The organism is Terriglobus tenax (genome assembly GCF_025685395.1).
Taxonomy (GTDB): Bacteria; Acidobacteriota; Terriglobia; order Terriglobales; family Acidobacteriaceae; genus Terriglobus; species Terriglobus tenax.
Genome location: NZ_JAGSYA010000004.1, coordinates 2,858,514 through 2,879,735, shown reverse-complemented (window position 1 = coordinate 2,879,735; position 21,222 = coordinate 2,858,514). Strand labels below are relative to the sequence as shown.

The 21,222-nt window shown below is 60.1% G+C and carries 22 protein-coding genes and 1 tRNA gene; 8 read left to right on the top strand and 15 right to left on the bottom strand.

From position 1 onward, the window contains the following. The first annotated feature begins 45 nt into the window (after positions 1-45). The 3 genes from cdd to OHL13_RS17915 all read left to right on the top strand — a co-directional run bounded on the left by cdd (position 46) and on the right by OHL13_RS17915 (position 3,575). Positions 46-486, top strand: coding sequence for a cytidine deaminase (cdd, locus tag OHL13_RS17925; RefSeq protein WP_263411485.1), 441 nt, complete (start codon positions 46-48; stop codon positions 484-486). Between the two features lie 52 nt (positions 487-538). Continuing rightward, a complete protein-coding gene (locus tag OHL13_RS17920) occupies positions 539-1,882 on the top strand; it encodes a thymidine phosphorylase (RefSeq protein ID WP_263411484.1) in 1,344 nt (447 codons plus the stop codon). Between the two features lie 448 nt (positions 1,883-2,330). Then, entirely contained in the window at positions 2,331-3,575 is a 1,245-nt protein-coding gene (locus OHL13_RS17915) for a NupC/NupG family nucleoside CNT transporter (RefSeq protein WP_263411483.1), read from the top strand. A 14-nt stretch (positions 3,576-3,589) separates the two neighbouring features. On the opposite strand, the gene OHL13_RS17910 is transcribed toward OHL13_RS17915, so the two are convergent. The 6 genes from OHL13_RS17910 to OHL13_RS17885 all read right to left on the bottom strand — a co-directional run bounded on the left by OHL13_RS17910 (position 3,590) and on the right by OHL13_RS17885 (position 9,383). After that, a complete protein-coding gene (locus OHL13_RS17910; protein ID WP_263411482.1) occupies positions 3,590-4,888 on the bottom strand; it encodes a glycerate kinase type-2 family protein in 1,299 nt (432 codons plus the stop codon). 32 nt (positions 4,889-4,920) lie between these two features. Then, entirely contained in the window at positions 4,921-5,919 is a 999-nt protein-coding gene (locus OHL13_RS17905) for an LLM class flavin-dependent oxidoreductase (RefSeq protein WP_263411481.1), read from the bottom strand. A gap of 48 nt (positions 5,920-5,967) precedes the next feature. After that, complete coding sequence (locus OHL13_RS17900) at positions 5,968-7,212, bottom strand: spinster family MFS transporter (protein WP_263411480.1); 1,245 nt, start codon at positions 7,210-7,212, stop codon at positions 5,968-5,970. 68 nt (positions 7,213-7,280) lie between these two features. Further along, positions 7,281-7,685, bottom strand: coding sequence for a preQ(1) synthase (gene queF / locus OHL13_RS17895; RefSeq protein WP_263411479.1), 405 nt, complete (start codon positions 7,683-7,685; stop codon positions 7,281-7,283). 127 nt (positions 7,686-7,812) lie between these two features. Beyond that, the gene (locus OHL13_RS17890; RefSeq protein WP_263411478.1) at positions 7,813-8,109 is read right to left on the bottom strand and encodes an ArsR/SmtB family transcription factor; all 297 of its coding nucleotides are present in this window, start codon (positions 8,107-8,109) and stop codon (positions 7,813-7,815) included. Positions 8,110-8,180: 71 nt separating this feature from the next. Then, positions 8,181-9,383, bottom strand: coding sequence for a M48 family metallopeptidase (locus OHL13_RS17885; protein ID WP_263411477.1), 1,203 nt, complete (start codon positions 9,381-9,383; stop codon positions 8,181-8,183). A 164-nt stretch (positions 9,384-9,547) separates the two neighbouring features. Between OHL13_RS17885 and OHL13_RS17880 the strand changes: the two genes are divergently transcribed. Next, complete coding sequence (locus OHL13_RS17880; protein WP_263411476.1) at positions 9,548-10,132, top strand: porin family protein; 585 nt, start codon at positions 9,548-9,550, stop codon at positions 10,130-10,132. Positions 10,133-10,213: 81 nt separating this feature from the next. Here the strand turns inward: OHL13_RS17880 and OHL13_RS17875 are convergent, their stop codons facing one another. Continuing rightward, positions 10,214-11,554 (bottom strand): inositol-3-phosphate synthase, encoded by a 1,341-nt coding sequence (locus tag OHL13_RS17875; RefSeq protein WP_263411475.1) that lies wholly within the window; start codon positions 11,552-11,554, stop codon positions 10,214-10,216. Between the two features lie 106 nt (positions 11,555-11,660). On the opposite strand from OHL13_RS17875, the gene OHL13_RS17870 reads away from it, so the two are divergent. After that, positions 11,661-12,572: an ROK family protein gene (locus OHL13_RS17870; protein WP_263411474.1), complete on the top strand. Its 912-nt coding sequence runs from the start codon at positions 11,661-11,663 to the stop codon at positions 12,570-12,572. 108 nt (positions 12,573-12,680) lie between these two features. Here the strand turns inward: OHL13_RS17870 and OHL13_RS17865 are convergent, their stop codons facing one another. From OHL13_RS17865 to OHL13_RS17855, 3 genes are all read right to left on the bottom strand, one after another. Beyond that, a complete protein-coding gene (locus tag OHL13_RS17865) occupies positions 12,681-13,322 on the bottom strand; it encodes a DedA family protein (RefSeq protein ID WP_263411473.1) in 642 nt (213 codons plus the stop codon). A gap of 80 nt (positions 13,323-13,402) precedes the next feature. Then, positions 13,403-14,116: a hypothetical protein gene (locus OHL13_RS17860; protein ID WP_263411472.1), complete on the bottom strand. Its 714-nt coding sequence runs from the start codon at positions 14,114-14,116 to the stop codon at positions 13,403-13,405. Between the two features lie 7 nt (positions 14,117-14,123). Then, a complete protein-coding gene (locus OHL13_RS17855; protein ID WP_263411471.1) occupies positions 14,124-15,701 on the bottom strand; it encodes an FAD-dependent thymidylate synthase in 1,578 nt (525 codons plus the stop codon). Positions 15,702-15,760: 59 nt separating this feature from the next. On the opposite strand from OHL13_RS17855, the gene fabG reads away from it, so the two are divergent. Beyond that, entirely contained in the window at positions 15,761-16,507 is a 747-nt protein-coding gene (gene fabG / locus OHL13_RS17850) for a 3-oxoacyl-ACP reductase FabG (protein ID WP_263411470.1), read from the top strand. Positions 16,508-16,534: 27 nt separating this feature from the next. Here the strand turns inward: fabG and OHL13_RS17845 are convergent, their stop codons facing one another. Genes OHL13_RS17845 through OHL13_RS17835 form a run of 3 tightly spaced genes read right to left on the bottom strand, consistent with a single transcriptional unit; the run spans position 16,535 to position 17,963 of the window. After that, positions 16,535-16,681, bottom strand: coding sequence for a hypothetical protein (locus OHL13_RS17845; RefSeq protein WP_263411469.1), 147 nt, complete (start codon positions 16,679-16,681; stop codon positions 16,535-16,537). A 45-nt stretch (positions 16,682-16,726) separates the two neighbouring features. After that, positions 16,727-16,864 carry a hypothetical protein gene (locus OHL13_RS17840; protein ID WP_263411468.1) on the bottom strand — a complete coding sequence of 46 codons (138 nt, stop codon included), beginning with the start codon at positions 16,862-16,864 and terminating at the stop codon, positions 16,727-16,729. A 13-nt stretch (positions 16,865-16,877) separates the two neighbouring features. Continuing rightward, positions 16,878-17,963 carry a Gfo/Idh/MocA family protein gene (locus tag OHL13_RS17835; protein ID WP_263411467.1) on the bottom strand — a complete coding sequence of 362 codons (1,086 nt, stop codon included), beginning with the start codon at positions 17,961-17,963 and terminating at the stop codon, positions 16,878-16,880. 314 nt (positions 17,964-18,277) lie between these two features. Here OHL13_RS17835 and OHL13_RS17830 point away from each other — a divergent pair, with 314 nt between their 5' ends. Then, positions 18,278-18,934: a peroxiredoxin gene (locus OHL13_RS17830; RefSeq protein WP_263411466.1), complete on the top strand. Its 657-nt coding sequence runs from the start codon at positions 18,278-18,280 to the stop codon at positions 18,932-18,934. Positions 18,935-19,007: 73 nt separating this feature from the next. Next, positions 19,008-19,083: transfer RNA gene (locus OHL13_RS17825), tRNA-Cys, on the top strand. A gap of 321 nt (positions 19,084-19,404) precedes the next feature. Here the strand turns inward: OHL13_RS17825 and OHL13_RS17820 are convergent. Together OHL13_RS17820 and OHL13_RS17815 are read right to left on the bottom strand one after the other, a co-directional pair. Continuing rightward, the gene (locus OHL13_RS17820) at positions 19,405-19,881 is read right to left on the bottom strand and encodes a protein-disulfide reductase DsbD N-terminal domain-containing protein (RefSeq protein WP_263411465.1); all 477 of its coding nucleotides are present in this window, start codon (positions 19,879-19,881) and stop codon (positions 19,405-19,407) included. Between the two features lie 74 nt (positions 19,882-19,955). Continuing rightward, positions 19,956-21,173: a thioredoxin family protein gene (locus OHL13_RS17815; RefSeq protein WP_263411464.1), complete on the bottom strand. Its 1,218-nt coding sequence runs from the start codon at positions 21,171-21,173 to the stop codon at positions 19,956-19,958. Positions 21,174-21,222 lie beyond the last annotated feature (49 nt).

Genomic DNA, 21,222 nt, shown 5'->3' with positions numbered 1-21,222 from the left:
GCCCAACAAATGCCACTCACGGCTTTGATATGATCGTGTTCCATTATGTCGACGCCTGCCAAACCGCACGCCTCCGGCCTGAGCCACGAACTGATTGAGCAGTTGCACACGCTTGCCGGACGCGTCGCTCTCAACTCCTACTCGCCCTACTCTAAGTTCCGCGTGGGTGCGGCAGTGCTGCTGACCGATGGCTCTATCCATGTTGGCTGCAATGTGGAGAACGCCTCCTATCGCCTGACTTGCTGCGCCGAACAGTCGGCCATCTCCGCCGCCGTCTCGCACAAGGGGCCGGAGATCAAGATTCGCGCCGTCTCCGTCACCAACCTGAACGGTGCCGCCAGCATGCCCTGCGGCGCCTGCCGGCAGACTCTGCTGGAGTTTGGCGACACCGAGACATGGATCTTCTTCCCCGGCCTGGATGGCGTCGCGGCCTCCGCTCCGTTATCTGCGCTGATTCCCTTCGGCTTCAAACTCGCCCACGACTAACCGCGTGGGAGCGGGTATGCTGTCGTGATGCAAGCGAAGGACCTGAGTTTTCATGGCTGATCACCTCCATCCCATCGACATCATCATCGCCAAGCGCGATGGCAAGGAACTAAGCGGCGAGCAGATTGAAGGCTTCATCGCCGATGTGGTCGCAGGCAACGTGACCGACGCCCGCTTGGCCGCGTTCCTGATGGCCGTCTTCCAGCGCGGCCTTACCAGCACGGAGCTGGCGTACCTCACCTCCGCCATGCGCTTCTCGGGCGAAGTCTTCGACGCCGCGCTGGCTCCCGGCGCGGTCAACGTCGACAAGCACTCCACTGGCGGCATCGGCGACAAGACATCGCTTCTGCTGGCTCCCATGGCTGCGGCTGCAGGGCTGAACGTCCCTATGATCTCCGGCCGCGCCCTGGGCCACTCCGGCGGGACCCTCGATAAGCTGGAAACCATTCCCGGCTACAACACGCAGCTTTCCATGCTGCAGTTTGCAGAGGTCATCCGCAAGGCTGGATGCAGCATGATCGGTCAGACCGAGCGCCTGGTGCCCGCCGACCGCATCCTCTACGCCATGCGCGACCACACCGGCACGGTCGAGTCGCCCAACCTGATCTGCGCCTCCATCATGAGCAAGAAACTCGCCGCCGGCCTGAATGCGCTGGTGCTGGACGTCAAGACCGGTTCGGGCGCCTTCATGAAGACCGAGCAGGCATCCGAGCATCTGGCGCGGCTGATGGTCTCAACAGGAGAACTTGCCGGAACCCGCACCGCCGCTCTCATCACCACCGTCGACCAGCCGCTGGGCCGGTTCAGCGGTAACTGGGTGGAGGTGTGGGAGTGCGTCGACATCATGAAGGGCATCCGCCATCCGTTCAGCGCGGACCTGATCGAGCTGACCATCGCCCTTGCGGCACAGATGATCCTCCTCGGAGGCAAAGCTGCCACATTGGCCGAGGCCGAGACCATTGCCCATGAAGTCCTCAACAACGGCAAGGCTTACGAGCACTGGCTGAAGATGGTGGAAGCTCACGGAGGCGATGTCCGCGTCTTCGACGATCCCGCCGCTTTTCACAAACCCGCCGTCACACGTACGCTGACGGCAAAACGCAGCGGCTATCTCTCCAGCATGGATTGCACGCAGGTTGGCTGGGCCATCCAGCGCCTTGGCGCAGGCCGCGAGAAGCCCGGTGACCCTGTCAGCGCCCATGCCGGACTGACCATGCACGCCAGGCTGGGCGACTATTTGGAAGAAGGCGCTCCGCTGGTGACCATCTTTGCCGAAAGTACAGCCAAGGCCGACGAACCGGCCCGGATGCTGCTTGCGACCATGGAGATCGGCGATACCAAGCCGCATGTTCGCCCGCTGGTCCTGAAGCACATCACCGCCGCCGACGTTGCCTAGTAATGCAATAGACCTCCGTTGCCACACTCCCAGCCACTCCATCTTCGAAGGGACGAACCCGGTTTTTACAGGAAAACCGGGTTACCTCTTTGCAGGAAGTAACGGGGACTCCGCACATCGCGGTTTGCTACACTTCAGCCAAGATTCCAAAAAACTAAATTGAGCAATACCCCCGCTGCTCCGTGATGGAAGGTTTCATGGGTAGTATCTGGCGTTATTTTTCCCAGTTGTTCTGTAAGCGTTGTGTTGTGTGTGGCAAAGCTATCCCCGCAAAAGGTTCCAGCTTTGCTCCCAGTTGTTCGGAAGAGTGTGACATGGAAGCTGCCAAACACCAGAGTTCTGGTTTTTGAGCACAATCCAGCGCAGGCCGATAGGCGGATTACCGCTTTCCCTATCCCCCTGTACGCAGTACACTCCCGACATCACCTTACGTTTGGAGAGCCACTACTTGGGCAGATTTACTGGACTTCTCGGACTGATCGTCCTTCTCGCTGTTGCCTATGCTCTCTCCACCAATCGCAAGGCGATTCGCTGGCGTACGGTTGGCTGGGGCCTCGGCCTGCAACTGCTGTTCGCCTTCCTGGTCATCAAGTGGACCGTAGGGCAGCAGATTCTGGCGACCACCTCCGGCTTCATCACCAGCTTCCTTGGCCACGCGGCCGATGGCTCGTCGATGGTCTTCGGTGCCCTGGGCGATCCCAAGAGCCCGCTCAACATCTTCGCCTTCGCAGTGCTGCCCACCATCATCTTCGTCTCGGCGTTCTTCGCCGTGCTCTACCACCTGGGCATCATGCAGTGGGTCATCAAGGGCATGGCCTGGCTGATGCAGCGTTCGATGGGCACCAGCGGCGCGGAGAGCATGAACGTCGCCGCCAGCATCTTCATGGGCCAGACCGAGGCCCCTCTGACCATCCGCCCGTTTTTGAACGGGGCCACGCAGTCGGAGCTGATGACCATCATGACCTCCGGCATGGCGCACGTCTCCGGCGGCATCATGGCGGCGTATATCTCCTTCGGCATTCACGCACAGGACCTGCTCTCTGCCGTCATCATGACCGCACCAGGCACCATCCTTCTGAGCAAGATGCTGGTCCCGGAGACCGAGATCCCGGCCACCGCCGGCAAGGTGGTGATGCCCGAAACCGAGCCCGGACAAGAGAAGGAAAACCTGATCGGCGCCATCGCACGCGGCACCATCGATGGCGGCCAACTGGCCTTCAACGTGGCCATCATGCTCATCAGCTTTCTGGCGCTGGTCGGGCTATTCAATGCCATCATGCTCGGCATCTCCAACTTTGCCTGGGCACATGGAAACATTCCCTTCCCGCATTCGCTGAATGCGGTGCTGGGCGTCGTCGGAGCCCCGGTGGCCTGGCTCATCGGCATTCCCTTGCATGAGGCCCGCATCGTCGGCGACCTGCTGGGAACCCGCGCTATCCTGAACGAATTCATCGCCTATAAGAACCTTGGAACGCTCTCCGCGGCGCACGGCATCAGCACACGGTCGCTCTCCATTGCCACCTTCGCTCTGTGCGGTTTTGCCAACGTCGGCTCCATCGGCATGCAGATCGGCGGCATCGGCGCTCTGGTTCCCGGCCGCCGCAATGACCTGGCCCGCCTCGGCCTGCGCGCCATGCTGGCCGGAACCATGGCCAACCTGATCTCGGCCGCGATCGTATCCATGCTGATCTGACCTCTGGCCGGGGCTTAGTCCTCGGCCAGAAACACTCGCAGATCCCGCAGATTGTTCCCCGTCGGTCCGGTCGTGATCGCATCCCCCAGCTCTGCAAAAACCTTCCCCGAATCAAACTGCTCCATCGCGGCAGCCGGACGATCTGCGCGGCTCCAGCTTTCCGTGTCCACCACGGCACCGGCGGCGGGGCTATTTCCGTCAACCCCGTCACTGCCTGCACTCAGAACAGCCGTGTTCTGCATCCCGGCAATCAGATGTGCGGCATACAGCGCGAAGTGCTGGTTGCGGCCGCCAACGCCGGCATCCCCCGTGACAGGAACAGAGACCTCTCCTGCCGAAATCAGGGCGACCCGCTTTCCTGGCTGGCGAATGCGGGCCAGGCGGTAGAGCAGGTACATCGCCGCCTTGTCATAGCGCCACTCATCGCAGCTGTTGTCGATCACCGTCTCAAAACCAAGCTCTCGGGCAGCGGCGGCAGCCTCTTCGCAAAGCGTCGCGGAGGAGAGCACCTCCATCGCCACGGCACGCGCAAAAGCGGGATCACCCGGCTTCGGCGTCTCCGGCAACTCCTCGCTTTCGAGCAGCCTCACGATACCCGCAGGCAGAGCGTTTCTCACCTTCGCCAGCAGCACACGGCATTCCGCAATCGTGCTCGCATCCGGCAGCGTGGGGCCGGAGGCAATCACATCCTGCCTGCCCTCGGGCACATCGCTGACCAGCAGCGTCACCTGCGTCGCAGCCTGCGACGCAGCTACGGCCAGCCGTCCGCCCTTCACCGCGGAGACATGCTTGCGCAGCGCGTTCATCTCGCCGATGTTCCATCCGGAGTGCACCAACGCACGGTGGAAGGCCACCATCTCGTCCGTCGAAATCTCAGGCATCAGCGGCTGCTCCAGCATGGCAGAGGCTCCGCCGCTGACCAGCCACAGCACCAGCGTGTGGCTGTCCGCACTCCGCGCCAGTTCCAGCGCGCGCTGCCCGGCGCAAAACGAGGTCTCATCCGGCAACGGATGCGATCCACGCAGGAACTCCAGCTCGGGCGGAGTGTCTGTCGCCTGCGGAGCGACCACAAGTCCATGGAGAGGCAGTTGTCCGCCCAGGGTCCTGACCGCGTGCAGGGCCATCGGCACTGCCGCCTTGCCCACAGCGACGACTACCGCGCGACGATAGGCCACCAGGGGAAAGCGATGCTCGCCTGCATGCAACACACCGTCCCTGCACTGCAACTGCCGCGCCAGGTGCTTTTCAAGAGAAACGCCGTTGAGGGTCCGCGCGAAGATCTCGCGCGCCTGCTGCTTGAGGGTCGCTGTCATGCTCCCCTCCACGATACCCTGTCGAACTCAGGCTATGCTGTCACCGGTTTCACAGCCTCGGCCAACAGTTCGTAGCTGCGCACGCGGTCGGTGAAGCTGTAGGTGTCGGTCACGGCGATGATCTCTTTCGCGCCCGTCTCCTTCGCCAACTTCTCAATGCCTGCACGGACCGTCTCCGGGCTGCCGACGATGGCCGCCCCTAGCTTGCTCATCACGGCCTCCCGTTCGTAGTCGGCCCACAGACCGTCCATCGAATCCACCGGCGGCAGCAGTTCCACCGGCTGGTTGCGGATCAGCCGCAGAAACCGCTGCAGCGGCGTGGTGAACAGCCTCTGCGCCTCGGCATCCGTCTGGGCGGCAATGACCTGGACACCTACCATCATGTACGGCTCGCGCAGCACGCCGGGGCGGAAGTTCTCGTGATACAGCTTTGCCGCGGTGTACAGGTACTCCGGGGCAAAGTGCGCGGCAAAGGCATACGGCAGACCCAGCATCGCGGCAAGCTGCGCTCCAAAGGCCGAAGAGCCAAGCATCAGGATGGGAAGACGGCTGCCCTCCCCCGGAAAGGCATGAACCACCTGTCCCGGCTTCGGATCGCCAAGGTAGGTGCGCAACTCTTCCAGCAGAGCTGGAAAATCGTCACCCGTCTGGTGGTTGTCACGGCGCAGGGCGCGCATCGTGTGGAAGTCGCCGCCCGGCGCACGGCCCAGCCCAAGATCAATGCGTCCGGGATAAATCGCGTCCAGCGTACCGAACTGCTCGGCAATCACCAGGGGCGCATGATTGGGCAGCATGATACCCGCCGAACCCACGCGGATGGACTTTGTCGCGCCTGCAATGTGGCCGATCAGCACCGGTGTAGCCGAGCTGGCAATACCGGCGATGGAATGATGCTCGGCCAGCAGAAAGCGATGGTAGCCAAGCTGCTCGGCATGTTGCGCCAGCGTAACGGCGCGGGCAATGCCCTCCGAAGCTGCTTCTCCGGGCTTAAGGCCCACCAGGTCCAGAACGCTGAGGCGAAGGTCGCTCATAGCTGATTGGATGACGGCACAACAACAAACGCTTCGAGCAGAATCGAATTATGCGGCAGCCTCTACCGGCTTCTGCCCGGAAGACGAGGCATACCGGGCGCCCATGTAAAAGATTCCCGCTCCCAGCAGATAGGTGATCAGCGTCGCGGCCAGTCCGATGCGCAGGTTGGAGCGGTCGCTGATGCCACCGATGATGGCGGGCGAGAAGGTATCGCCCAGCAGGTGGATGACCAGCAACTGCCCCGCCATCGCCATCGCACGCAGTGTGGCCGGAACCGAGTTCAGCGTGGCCGCATTCACCGGCCCCGTTCCCAGGAAGTGAAAGAAGATGGCCACCGAAAGCGCGGGCAGCGTTATGCTTCTGGGGCCGAAGAAGCTGGCCAGCGCCACCGGAACCGTAAGCAGCGAACCCAGGGCCGGAACATAGTACAGCGCCTTCGATGTGCGGCGAAGCCAACGCTCGGCGAAGATGCCGCCCACAACGGTGCCGCCCAACCCTGCCACAACAATGATGGGGCCCATCACGCCCGCCGCCTGCGCCTCGTCATAGCCATTCATGCGCTGCAGAAAGCTGGGCATCCAGACGGAGATGCCTCCGATGGAAAACGTCACCGCCGCATACCCGAGAATGGCGCACAGATAGGCCGGGTTCCGCAGCAGCGAACCGACGCCAGCGCTCGGCTTCGTTCCCGTGACTTCTTCGCGCATACGCTCCGGCTCCCGCAGAAAGAACAGGATCAGGATGCCGATAATGGCTCCCGGAATCGCGGAAATAACAAACGCCGTGCGCCATCCATGCGAGTGGCCAATCAGGCCCCCGGTCAGGTACCCAATCGCCGATCCGACCGGCAGAGCGATGTTGAAGATGGTCATCACGCGGTTGCGCTTATCGCTTGCGTAGAAGTCCGCCAGAAGGGCCGGCGCAAAGATGCCAAAACTCGCCTCACCAATGCCCAGCATGGCATGGCGGAAATTAAGAGAGCCGAACGAAGTAACGTGGGCTGTAAAGAAATTACACGCCGCAATCAGTAACGCGCAGACAACGATCAGGTGCTTGCGCGGGAAGCGATCGCCCAGCCATCCAGTAACAGGAGAGATGGCGATATAGGCCACCATAAACCACATGGTCAGCGAGCCGATCTGCGCGTCAGAGAGCAGGAACTCGTGCTTCACCTGCTCTTGCACAGCGGGCAGAATGTAGCGGTCAATGTAGTTGACGAAGTTCAGCGCGGTGAGCAGAACGAGAGCCGTGGTGGCTCCGGCGATCTTCTTCGTTTGCGTTGTCATCGCCATAACGATACCAGCCCAAAGCAAAAGGCCTCGCAATGCGAGGCCTTCACCCTCCAACTAGCCAATCAGGTTTACTTCTTCGGCCGCGGCCAGCGGGCCGTCACAATCGTGCTGATGCCGCCGCGCGGACGGAAGTCGCCCACCACCTCGGCCCACACCGGATCGGTCGCCTTCACCACGTCTTCCAGCACCTGGTTGCAGATGTTCTCCTGGAAGATGCCAAGGTTGCGGTAGGTGAACAGGTATTCCTTCAGGCTCTTCAGCTCCAGGCACTTCTTCTTCGGCATGTAGCGGATCTTCAGTACACCGAAGTCCGGCAGGCCGGTCTTCGGGCATACCGACGTGAACTCGGGGTCGTCGATCAGGATCTCGTACGCCGGAAACTGGTTGGCCCAGGTCTCAATCGCCGGGAACTTGGTGTCGAGCCCGGCCGCTGCGTGCTCGTCCGTGTAGCGCGGTTGCTGCTTCTTTGCCATGGCTTTATTTTAGTGAAAAGCAGATTCTTCCGCTTCCCTGCGAAATAACAAAGCCAGAAGGGGAGGCGTCTGCGGACACATTTATGCTTTTCCCGTCTCTCATCCCGCAGGGATCTGCTTTTCGCTTCTAAATCTCAGCCAGCTTCGATAAATAGGCTTGCAGGACACTACGCTGCAGGGCGTAGAAGGCAAACTTGCCCTCCCGGTGCGACTCGATAAGTCCTGACGTTTCAAGCTCTTTCAGGTGGTGGGAAAGCGTCGCGGCAGAGATATCCAGCGCCTCATGCAGCGCCGCGCAGGGGTGTACCGGGGCAGTACAGGCGCCGATGCGGCGCAGAATCTCCACGCGGCGAGGCTCCGCCAGCGCCTTGGCGATGCGCTCAAACTGCCGTTCGCCGAGTTCGACTTTGCCGTTAGCCGTCATACCGCTGAAGACTCTCCCCTATACATGAGAGTCATTCAGCGGCATCCCGGATTCAAGTGGCTGGTTACGGGCTACTCGCGGCGGCCAAGGGTCGGGCGGTCGTCGTCGGACGATTTGCCGTTGCCATTCGGATCGTTATTACCGCCGGCGGTACGGCGCAGGGTAGGCTTGTTGCCGTCCTTGGGATCGTTGAGCTTGCGCTTGTTCTCAAGCCGCGCCAGGCGGGCCTTCACCTCGTCGAACTCTGAGGTGGTGACCACGTAATCCGGCCGCGCCGGCATGATGGTCGCAATCTCTTCTTCGCTGCGTTCGATGCGATCCGGCGTCTGCGGATGCGAGCTGAACGCCTTCGAGATCATGCCCGGCTTGTGCTTCTGCAACGCGTCAATCTTTTCAAAGAACTGGATAAACGCCTGCGGATCGTAGCCGGACTTGTACATGTACTGCAGCCCCAGCCAGTCGGCCTGCGCCTCAAAATTACGCGAGAACTGCAGGAAGGTCAGCGGCAGAGCCAACTGGCTGGCCTGGTAGATGCCGTATCCGGTCCACGTGCCGGAGGTGAAGATGATCAGCGGCACCTGGCCGATCTGCATGTAGTTCATGCGCGTCATCTCGCGGGCGGCATGGTGCGCGGCTACGTGCGCAATCTCGTGCGACATCACGCCGGCCAGCTCCGCTTCTTCGTCGCAGGCCAGGATCAGGCCGCTGTTCACATAGAAAAAGCCGCCCGGCAGCGCCATGGCGTTCACCTCGTCGGTATCCAGCACCTTGATGGTGAAGGGCACCTTCGAGTCGGAGTTCTTCACAATGTTCTGGCCGATGCGGTTGATGTACTCATTGATCACCGGGTCAGTCACCAGCTTGGCGCTGCGCTCAATCTCCATGGCGTAGCCCTTACCGTTACGGATCTCCCAGTCGGTGGAGTACCAGTTGCCCATGCCGCGGCCGCCGATATCGCGCGTCCCGGCGGAGTCCACATCGTCCTCGCTGCCCTTCTTGATGTTCTTGTTCAGGTTCTCGCCGGGCTGCGGAATGGAGTCGGCCTTCTTGGCCACCTCATCCCGGGCCTTCTGCTTTTCCTCTTCCGTCGGCGGAGTCGGAACATCGGGCACCGGAGACCCGGTAGGGGACTTCGTCGTGGTCTTGCTCTTGTCCTTGTCGCTGGTTTGAGTCTTGTCGTCGCTTTGGCCCGTCTGGGACTGCGCGTAGACCACCCCGGGGACGGCCAGGCCGGCCATTGCAAGCGTGAGTATGGCTGTCTGCAACCGACGCATCGCGGCACCTCATCTGCCAGGGGCGCACCCCTGCACCTTCTTAGACGTAGTATGCGCCATTCAGGTAACAGGCGGCGAGTGGAGCGGGCCTCTTTCCAATCCGATAAAAATCCATGACCTGTTTGCAACCGCCCAGCGTCAGAATGCGGCATCGTATTAACAGCATGAAGTTTTGGTCGAAGTTCCTGTTTGTTCTGTGCTTTGCGGCAACCGCCGGAAAGCTGTTAGCCCAGTCTGTTTACACGGCGGAGACGCGCGCCCGCCTCTACGCCTTCGGCATGGCATCCTACGTGCGGCCTGATTATGGAGACTCCCTGAAGAACGCCGGCGGCACCGTCGGCGCTGACCTGAACCTGCACCGGCTGACCCAACGGCTGGAGCCTGGAATGGAAGTGCGTGTTCTGGGCTCCGGAGGACGGCTCACACGGCAGTACAACTACGCCGCCGGTCCTCGCCTGCAATACAACTGGAACAAGATCCAGCCCTATGCCGAATTCCTGGTTGGCTACGGCCGCATCACCTTTGAGCGCCCGTTGCTGACGCCGCAGGGCTTCTACGTGGGCGACAACGCCCTGACCCTGAATGCAGGCGGAGGCATCGACTACGAACTCAATCCGCACTGGGCCGTCCGTGGAGACTTCCTGCAGCAGCGCTGGAGCATCTCGCGCGCCGGCGACCTGAAGCCCTGGGCCATCAGTGCCGGTGTCCGCTACCGCTTCCTGTTCAAATCAGCGGCCTATGCCAACTAATCTTCTATCAGCATGACAAGAAAACCTCCCTTCCGGGAGGCTTTCTTACTTACTCAACATTTTCCTGACTCAGTAATTCAACTAATCCCCGTAGTAATCCAAACCCAGGTGAGTGATCAGGTCCTCGCCCATGATATGGCGCAGAGTATTCTTCAGCTTCATGGACTGGATAAACAGGTCGTGCTCGGGATACAGGCCCTCAGGAGTCGTCGGAGCCTTGAAGTAAAAGCTCAGCCATTCCTGAAGGCCCAGCTTCTTCAGCGCCGGTGTGCGATTGGCAAGATCCATGAAGAGCACCAGGTCCAGCGCCAGCGGAGCGGCAAGGATGGAGTCGCGGCACAGGAAGTCCACCTTTACCTGCATCGGATATCCCAGCCATCCAAAGATGTCGATGTTATCCCAGCCTTCCTTGTTATCTCCGCGCGGCGGGTAATAATTGATGCGGACCTTGTGATAGATGTCCTTGTACAGATCGGGATAGAGATCCGGCTGCAGAATGTAATCCAGCACGCCGAGCTTGGTCTCTTCCTTGGTCTTGAAGTTATCCGGATCATCCAGCACTTCGCCATCCCGGTTGCCCAGGATATTCGTCGAGTACCAGCCTGACAGTCCCAGCATGCGCGTCTTGAACGCCGGCGCAAGCACGGTCTTCATGAAGGTCTGGCCGGTCTTGAAGTCCTTGCCCGCCGTTGGTACGCCGAGCTGGCGTGACAGGTCCTGCAGCGCGGGAATATCGACCGTCAGGTTCGGCGCGCCATTGATGAACGGAACGCCTTCCTTCAGGCAGGCCCATGCGTAAATCATCGACGGTGCGATATCCGGATCGTCGTTGACCAGGCCCTTCTCAAACTTTTCGAGCGTCGAGTGAACTTCCTTCGGCTCAAGGAAGATCTCGGTCGATCCGCACCAGATCATCACCTGGCGATCAGTCTTGCTCTTGAACTCCGCGATGTCGTTGCGGATCTGGTTGGCCAGATCGCACTTGCTGCGGCCAGTCTTCACCTTCTTGCCATCCAGGCGCTTGACGTAGTGCTTGTCAAAGACCGCGGGCATAGGCTCAATGCTTTCCAGGAAGGGCTTGATCTGGTCCAGTTGATCGCGGTCCAGAACCTGTGCCGTCTTTGCGGCGTCATACAGATTGCCGCCGAAGATGTCCCAGCCGGTGAAGACCAGGTCATCCAGCCCGGCGAGTGGAACAAAGTCCTTAATGAGAGGAGAATGGTTCTCAGTGCGCTTTCCCAGACGGATCGTCCCCATCTCGGCCAACGACCCGACGGGTTTTGCAAACCCTTTACGAACGGCTTCAACACCTGCGATGAGCGTGGTCGCTACCGCGCCCATTCCTGGAATCATGACGCCAAGTTTCCCCTTGGCCGGCTGAATCTGTGCAGCAGCTTCGTTCGCTGCATTGGGAGTCGACATACCTGGTAGAACCTTCCTGTGAGTTACTTTCCGTTCTCGTCCAACGGAAGCTCAAGTATCTCACCAAAATCAACGAATTTCGGTAAGGACCACTTATTCAGAGCACATGCAGAACGCGCGAATTGGCATAGATTTAGGCGGAACGAAGATAGAAGCTCTTGTATTAGATGAGCACGGAGAAGAACGTAACCGGTTACGTATTTCTACTCCGCGAGAGTACACCGCAACCGTGGAAGCTATCCGTGACTTAGTCCTCGGCTTAGAGTCCCAGATGGGTATTTCCGCCACGGTCGGCGTCGGCATGCCCGGCACCATCGTCCGGAGGACAGGACTGGTCAAGAACGCCAACTCTACCTGGCTGATCGGCAAGCCGTTTGAGCAGGACCTGAGCACCGCTCTGAAGCGCGAGGTCCGCTGCGCCAACGACGCCAACTGCCTTGCCGTCTCCGAGGCGACCGATGGCGCAGGCGCCGGATTCGCCACCGTCTTTGCCGTCATCATCGGCACCGGCTGCGGCGGCGGAATCGCCCTGAACGGCCGCGTGCATGAAGGCCGCAATGGCATCGCCGGCGAGTGGGGGCATAACGGCCTGCCCTGGCCCTCGCTCGACGAGGTGCCCGGGCCGCCCTGCTACTGTGGCAAGTCCGGATGCATGGAGACCTGGGTCTCCGGCACCGGCTTGGGCAACGATTTCACCCGCGTTACCGGTGTCGCAAAAACCGGTGCCGAGGTAGGCCAGATGGCGGAGGCTAACGACCCTGATGCGCTGGCTGCTTTTTCTCGTTTGGAGGACCGTCTGGCCCGGGGTTTAAGCAACGTTATCCACACCCTGGACCCCGATGTGATCGTCCTGGGAGGCGGCCTCTCCAAGGCAAAACGCCTCTACCAGAACCTTCCCGGCTTAATCACGAAGTACGGCTTCGGCGGCGATGTCGAAACCCCGGTCATCCAGGCAAAGCACGGCGACTCCTCCGGAGTGCGCGGCGCAGCCTGGCTATGGCCCTTGAAAAACAGGTAATCGTTCTCAGTTGCCCGTTGTCAGCAAAAATGAAGCGGTGGTGAGGGAAACACTTCCCCTCACCACCGCTCTACTCACAACGCGCAACTCTTCACTCACAACTCGCCGTCAGGCGCTGGCTTCGTTCCGCGCATTCTTCAGATGCGACCAGACGAACCACACAATGCCCACCACCAGCAGCAGAATGATCGCGGCATCGGCCTTGTGCAGCACCTTCTTAAGCGTGGAGTTGGGGTCGTTCCAGCTCTCACCCGCCTTCATGCCCACCCATGCCAGAGCGAAGCACCAGGGCCAAGAACCGATAAAGGTGTAGAGATGGAAGCGAAGCTGCGGCATCTTCGCAATGCCCGCGGGCAGCGCGATAAAGGTGCGCACCACCGGCAGCAGACGGCCAATCAGCACCGTAATGTCGCCGTACTTGGCAAAGTAGTGCTCCACGCGGTCCAGGTCGTGCTTGCTCATCAGCACGTAGCGGCCAAAACGCTCCACCAGCGGACGTCCGCCGTAGGCGCCAATCCAGTACGCCACCACCGAGCCAAGGTTGCAGCCAATCGCACCCGCCGTCGCGGCCCAGAAAAGGCTCATCTTGCCCTGATAGACCACATAGCCCGCAAACGGCATGATGATCTCGCTCGGCAGCGGAATACACGCCGATTCAATGCCCATGAGCAATGCAATGCCGGGATAATGCAGCGCGGCAATCAGGCCGGTAATGTACGGCAGAAGGAAATTGATAATTTTTTCGGTCATTTGACTTGGGGATTGCCCAATCAGTATACCGACCGAACCTTACGGAGCCATGAAGAGGATGATCGTGATGGTTTCCCCTTTTAGTGCTCCACATCTCCTTCATCGAACGGAGACTCGCCCACCGGAACATACCGCAGGCCGTCAAAGCGATACCGCACCGTCTCCGCCGGAACCAACTTCTTGTGCTCGTAATCCGGCCGCGTGCCCGAAGCCACCACCGTCAGGTCCGCCAGCCCCATCGTCGCCTGTTTCTCAATCCGAAGCTCGCGCGTGTACTTCCAGCACCACTCCGTCAGGAACTCTGCCTTGGGGTTGCACGCAACCACGCGCTGTCCGAAGTCGATCCACAACAACGGACCGATCTTCTCGTCTGTTACGCGAAATAACGCGCCCGCCAACTCTTCGATCCCCTGATGCGTGTCCGACTTGCGAAGCAGCAACGCTTCTTCCCCACCCAAGTCCAGCAGATCGACATCCTTATCCGCTTTGCCGAACGCCCCAAATCGCGTCACCTGCGGGTCCTTCAGCTCCAGCACGCCCTTCCGGTACACGGCAATCCCAATCTCCGGAGCACAGGCATGGCACCCCAGAAATCCCCCGTCTGTGGCCATATTGGTTCCAGCCATCACTACAAACACGCGCCCAGACTTCGCCGAGGTCTTCACCGCCAACAACTCAGACTGCCACTTTGCATCGCCACCATACAGATCAGCCTTTGCGCGTGACTCCCAGTTCTGGGCGTAGCTCTGCCCCACAAGCAGGAGTAGGCAAACCAGCCAGCGCAGTCTCTTCAAAACACCCCTACCTCTTCAGCAGATCAATCGGCTCATCAATCGGAGCTACACGGAAATACCCCGCCAGCGACGGATGCCGCTTCGCTACCGCCTGGTACATCTCCCACGCAACTCTCCTGTACGAGAAGTGCCCTGCCACGCCCGACCGCAGCTCGCTGATGTACAGCGCCTCGGCAAAGTCCATCTTGAACAGCGAACGGACGCGCGTACCCAGCGGCAGCAGGTACTGCGCGCTTTGCTCCGCCTCCGGCAGTCCACTGGCCTTCAGTGCGCGATACGCGGCAAACCCGGCATCCATCGCTGCCTTGTATTCCGCCTCCAGGCCGGCATCGGCGAGCGTTGGCTGCCCAGGGCACTCTGGAACGTCATACCCATGCACATCTGTAAACGCCTGAATCAACTGGATGCACTTGCGGTGGCGGTGCATGTCGCGGAAGCCGCCGATGTCCATCAAAATGTCGAAGCCAAAGCCGTGGCCGGAGGAGAAGCTGCGCACCAGCTCGTCATGACGTCCGCGGTGCTTCGCTCCCAGGGCGACGATGGCGTCGCGCTCCGCTACCGGCAGACCGCTGACGGTCTCACGAAGCTGGCGGTAGCTGTAGTGGCAGTGCGGATAGAGCAGCGAGGTCGCCAGCTCCACCTCCAGCCCTTGGGCGTCGTCCACCAGGTCAACCACCGGGGCCGGCTCAATCGCCTTCCCCTTCATCAACTCCACGGTGGCGGCCTGCAGCTCCTTTTTCGTTGCAGCTTCATAGGCTGACGGCTGGGTGTACTTCACCAGCGTGGGAGAAACACGGACCTCGCGCCCCAGAAGGGCCGTCGCCCGGTCGCCGCAAAGCCCGTCCACGGAGCCAATCTCCTGGCACAGAACACGCGCTTCGTCGGCATACAGGTTCCACGCCGGACCGCTGGCGGCCGCGCGCAGCTTTTCTCCCAGGTCGCGGATCTCGGCAAACTCCGATCCCAGCAGGCGGGCAATCTGCCCTTCCAGCGTGCGGGCGTTCACAATCTGGCCCAGAGAGGTATTCGTCGCCAGTGGCAGCAGGTAGCGGGCGACGTCAAAGGCGCGGGCCTTCAGCGTGCGCACATACGCCTCGTCCTTCATCTCCGTCGGCTGCGGAATCGCGCCCTTCAGCGCCTCCAGCATCTCTTTTCCGATGCGGTCATAGGCGATAAACAGCTTTTCCGCCGCCTCGGTGTACTCCGCGGTCTTTTCGCCCAGCGCAGGCGTGTACCAGCCGCTCTTTTTGAAGTCCTGGTAGCGTGTGGAGCGCTCCTGGCCGTCCCAGCGCTGCTCATCCACCAGCGCAATCGCTGCCAGCAGGCTCAGCCGCTCAATGGCGAAGGCGACATGCGCCAGGTCAGCGATGGAGCGGTGACCATAGGCAAAGTAAAAAGTGTTCAGGAACTGCTCGGCCCGCTGCGAGCTGATCTCCTGAAGCGACTCCTTCATGGAGAGCGACGAGCGCGAATACTTGGCCATGGCATAGGCCAGGACCTCGGGGTCAGCCCCATGGATGGCGTAAACCTCGGTCGTGTTGGTGTTGTCTGGATAGGCGGCGCGGCTCTCGGGTGTATCGCTCATGCCCAACCAGCATATCGCCCCGACCGCTATACTTTTCCTCTGGAGCTACCAAAACAAAGATGCCGACACTTCAAGGCCGTATCGCACTCGTCACCGGAGCATCGCAGGGTATTGGACGCGCCTGCGCCATGGAACTTGCCCGTCTTGGAGCCACCGTCGCCCTGGCAGCGCGGTCGGTCGACAAGCTGGAAGCCGTCGCGGCTGAGATTCGCGCCGCCGGTGGCACAGCCGAACCCTTCGCCCTGGACATCTCCTCGGAGGAGTCTATTAAGGCTGCCGCCAGGGAAGTTGTCGCAAAATTCGGCAAGGTGGAAATTCTGGTCAACAACGCCGGCATCACCAAGGACGGTCTCGTCCTGCGCATGAAGCGCGAGGACTGGGACTCCGTCCTGAACACCAACCTGACCGGCAGCTTTCTGTTGACGCAGGCACTGATCCAGCCCATGATGAAGAACCGCTGGGGCCGCGTCATCAACATCACCTCGGTGGTGGGCGAAACCGGGCAGGCTGGCCAGGCGAACTACGCCGCCTCCAAGGCTGGCATGATCGGCCTGACCAAGTCGCTGGCACGCGAGTTTGCCAGCCGCGGCATCACGGTCAATGCCGTCGCTCCGGGCTTTATCGAAACCGCCATGACCCACGTGCTGACCGACGAGCAGAAGGCCTCCTTCAGCACGCAGATCCCGCTGGGCCGCGCCGGTTCCGACCTGGACATTGCCCACGCCGTTACATTTCTTGCCAGTAAAGAGGCCGGCTACATTACCGGCCACACGCTGGATGTGAACGGCGGCATGTACATGGGCTAAGCGCCCAGTCCAGGCTTTTTCAGCGCATCACGTGGCCATGCCATCGCCATCGGGACACAGTGCGCCACCAGCACCGTGATCGCGCACATTATTGACATGGCGGCTGAGCTGCAGCTGGATGTGATTGCCAAAGGCATTGAAACCGGGATTCAAACCGCCTACCTGCGCGAGCACCACCTTCGCTACGGACAGGGATGGCGCCGCGCTGCCCGGACTTCACTAGCTGCCGCCGCGCTCATAGTCGCCTTCCGGGCCGTCATACTCCCGGTCATAATCACGCTCGTGGCCGCCGCGCTTGCTCTTCTCCCACTCGCGCCGAGCTTCTTCTTCGGCTCGCTCTTCCCGCCCGTCTGCCATACTCTGCTCCTGCCTACAGTTTAATGCCAGCAGCTTCGTAGATTTTTTCGACGTACGTCAGGTCGCGCAGGCCCTCTTCGCCAGGAGTCTTCGGCTCGCGGTTGTTGAGCACACACTCCGCAAAGTGGTCCGCCTCGCGTTCAAACTGTTTCGGGTCTTTCTCGGAGTTCACCTCGTCCCAGCGCACTCCGCCCTTGCCGCGGCCTTTCATCGTGGTTCCGTCATAGCCAAAGGTCGGCCCCATCTCGATCATTCCGTTGACGCCATGAACCCGCATGAAGCCTTCCATCTGTGCGCCATAGCTGGAGGCGCAACTGGCCACGACCCCACTGGGAAACTTCATCGTCCACTCAATCGACTCTTCCATCTCCGCAAAGCGCGGGTCGTCCTTGTGGACCGTGCCGGCGTAGGCTTTGAACTCAACCGGCTCTTCCCCGGTGAACAGCCGCGCCGCCTGCAGCGAGTAGATGCCGACATCAAAGACGCTGCCCCCGCCCGCCAGTGCTTTCTTCGTGCGCCACACACCCGGCTGAATATTGAAGCCGAACTGGCTTTCAAAGGCCCCCACCGTACCAATCTGTCCGGTCTTTACAAGATCGATACACTTCAGCGTAAGCGGCTCGTACTGCATGCGGTAGGCGATCATCAGCTTCACATTCGCCGCCTTGCAGGCATCAATCATCTGCCTGCACTCGGCAGAGCTGACCGCCATGGGCTTCTCACAAAACACATGCTTGCCTGCCTTGGCCGCGCGTATGGTGTACTCCGCATGCATCGAGTTGGGCAGAGCGACATACACAGCCTGCACGGCCTTGTTATCGCGAATGCGATCGAACTCCTCGTAGCTGTAAATCGATTCCTTCGGAACGCCGTACTCCGCGGCAATGCGCTCGGCCTTATCGCGGTGGCCGCTGACCAGGGCGGTGATCCTGCAGTGCTGTGATTGCCTGGCGCCTCGCATGAAGTGATCTGCGATCACTCCCAGCCCGATCACGGCAAATCCCACCCTCTGCTCCGCCTGTGCAAACGCTCCCGGAACAGCCATCGCCGCCGTCCCCATCGCTCCCAGCTTGGTAAATTCACGCCGTGTCCACGTCATCTCATCGACCTCCGAAGTTTCGCGTTCGCGCCATTGGATGCTTCCGGCACGCGAGAATTCTGCCACAACCCATGGTTTGACAGCCTGCTGGGTCAGCGGCTAGGCTTTTTATCAAGCTGATGACGACCCATTCCGCCAATCTCCGCATGTGCTGCCGCTGCTGTTGCTGTGGCCCCGTGCGGGTGTGTGGATGAGCGAATCGAGCTGACAAGTTTCGACAAACGCCTCTGAAACCCACCCCAAGCCGACTGGCCGGGTGGGTTTTCACTTTCCGCCGCCCAAAGTACGAACTTCAAGGAAGGAAACAAAAGCTGATGTCACTCCGGATCAATGACACCGCACCGGACTTCACCGCGGAAACCACGCAGGGCCCCATCCACTTTCACCAGTGGATTGGCGATCACTACGCCGTCATCTTCTCGCACCCCAAGGACTTTACCCCGGTTTGCACCACGGAGCTGGGCGAGGTGGGCAAGCTGGAGAACCAGTTCGCCGCCCGCGGCGTCAAGGTCATCGGCCTGAGCATTGATCCCGCAGACAGCCACAGCAAGTGGGCACAGGACATCAAGGATGTCACCGGCGCCGATGTGAACTTTCCCATCATTGCCGATACCGACCTGAAGGTGGCCAAGCTGTACAACATGCTGCCCGCCGAGGCCGGCGACAGCTGCGAAGGCCGTACCCCGGCCGACAACGCCACCGTCCGCGTCGTCTACGTCATTGGACCGGACAAGAAGATCAAGCTGCAGCTTGCCTACCCCATGACCACGGGGCGCAACTTTGATGAGATTCTGCGCGTTCTGGACTCCATCCAGCTAACCGCCAGGCACCGTGTGGCTACCCCGGCCAACTGGAAACCCGGCCAGGATGTCATCATCACCGGCGCTGTTTCGAACGAAGAAGCCGACAAGATCTTCCCGGGCTACAAGACCGTGAAGCCCTACCTGCGCACGACCGCGCAGCCGAAGTAACGCAGTTTCGTTGTAATCTGTTTGAAACACCCTCCGCCAGGCTCTTCACCGTGGCGTGGCGGAGGACAAATGGGCACCGGTGGCGAAGTGGCTAACGCGCTGGTCTGCAAAACCAGTATTCACGGGTTCAAATCCCGTCCGGTGCTCCAATAAAACAAACGAGTTCCCCCCGCCCTCGCAGGAGGGCTTTTTCATGCATGTGGGACTTTTTCCGCGCAAGAAAAAGGGCGGCCCGGTAGGCCGCCTCAGTATGGTGAGGATTCCTGAAGCCGTCGCGGTCCATAGTTCCGATTGGCGATTAGAAGATTGGTCTTGAAACGCAGAGCGCGGCTCGCGTGCGCGATGAGTGATTCGCGAAAAACGAGACTGTGATCGGCGCCATGGGAAAGACACATGGAGTGAGCAATGAAAGCGCCGCCATTCCGAGCGACAGCCGGAAGGAGTGAAAAAGAGATTCAGTGGGCATGTGACTATTTATCTTTTGGTGTGGCGCTCAGGTGCGCGGTATATGGGGGCAGGCACAAGCGGTCGCTGCAGGCCTGGAAACGAACATCAATCGGAAGAGTTGCTGGAGGAGCAGCAGAAATTCCCTCCAGAGCAACATTAAGATTAATCGTCTTGAGGTAATAGACCGTCTCCATCTTGAAGCTGGTGTCGTAATGCTTCGTCACCCCGGCGTCCGCTACTGGAGCCTTCAAGACGAATGCGCTTCCACTGGGAACTGATATCTTCAGTGGGTTGGGACCTCCTGTTCCCTGGGAAAGCGCATAGACATGCCACCCATCGGCAACCGTTGCAGACAGAGCTACATTTGTTGAAGTCTTCGTGCTCTTCGTTATCGTTGCCGTCCATTTCACAATGTCGGTCGGACGCTGTGCGTGCAGGGCGATGCCGATACCAGGAAATAGCGCGAGCAGGACTGCGAGTTCACTCATTTTGAATTTCATAGATGCCTCCTCGATCTGTTTGCTGAACGGAGCGGAGCTTTCCGTATCGTTGGGGTCCGCTCCGCTCACCAACGCTATCTCCATTTGAGTTGCGACCAGTACTTTGCCTGACCCGGAAAAGCTCTGTTGTCAGGAAACGTATTGAGCACGGCGTGACGAATGTCCTGGATGTTTACCGGTCCCTTGCGGCTGTAGACAATCTTCCCGCCCGGCGCAATCACCACCGTGAACTCTTCTTTTGGTGAAATGGCAGCGTCAAACGTGCTCCCAAGCCCCTTGAGATCGGCACCCGCAATCTGAAGGTTGGTGTTGTACGCGTGCTGAGACTTGAGAATTTCAAGCACCTTCGCCTCGCTCGCAGCTCCATCTGTATTCACATTGATGTACTGATAGGGGCGGTTGGCATACCAGAACCAGGTGGTAACCAGGTCTTTGCTGCTTTCCTGAACGTTCTTCTGCGATGTGCTCCAGAAGTGCACGACCGCGACCTTGTTCCCTGCGTTTTCCTTGACTGCTTTCAGATCGTCCACCGATGCCTTCGTCAGGGTGACTGGTTCAGACTCGATCTTTGCCCACTCCTTCTGCACGTCCTGCGACTTTTCGATCCACTTCGTCGAGCAGCCAAAGGCCGGGCGATTGGCCACGGCAACTTCTTGCCCGGCCAGGAGAGCTTCAATCGCGTCATGTGCATCATGCACCTTGACCAGGGCCTCGTTCTGGTTGTCATCAATGCGGCCCTGATACTGCAGCTTCCGCTCGCCGTCAAAGATGAAGACGTGAGGCGTTGCAATAGCGCCATATTTCTGCGTGAGAGCCTGCGTTTCACCGTCATAGAGGTAAGGCCACTCGATATGTCGATTCGCAACTCGAATCTTCATGTCTCCCGGAGCATCTGTCAGGTCGGTATAGTTCAACTCATTCAGGCGAACAGCGGCCGGGTTATTGGGGTTGATAGCAACGAAGTCGATCCCTTTCGGGTGATACTCGTCGTAGAGCGCACGCATTCTTTCTTCGTAGTTTTGTGAAACCGGGCAGTGGACCGATTCAAAGAAGACAACAAGAAGCTTGCCTTTGCTGAATTCAGCAAGTGTGTGGTCCTTACCATCGGTTCCTTTCAACTTGAAGTCTGGTGCGGATGTCCCGATCTTCATGACGGGGTGGTCAGACGTAGGGACAGGTACAAGCCTTGCCTGATAATCAGCCCCTGTTCTAGGCGGTGTCTGCTGTTGTGCGATAAGCAGTCCAGCCAGACTCATAACGGTTGCGGCGGCCATACGGGACATCGGATGCATAGGTTTTCTCCTCAGGAAACGGTGTTGAAGCGATCTGAAATCCAGGGTT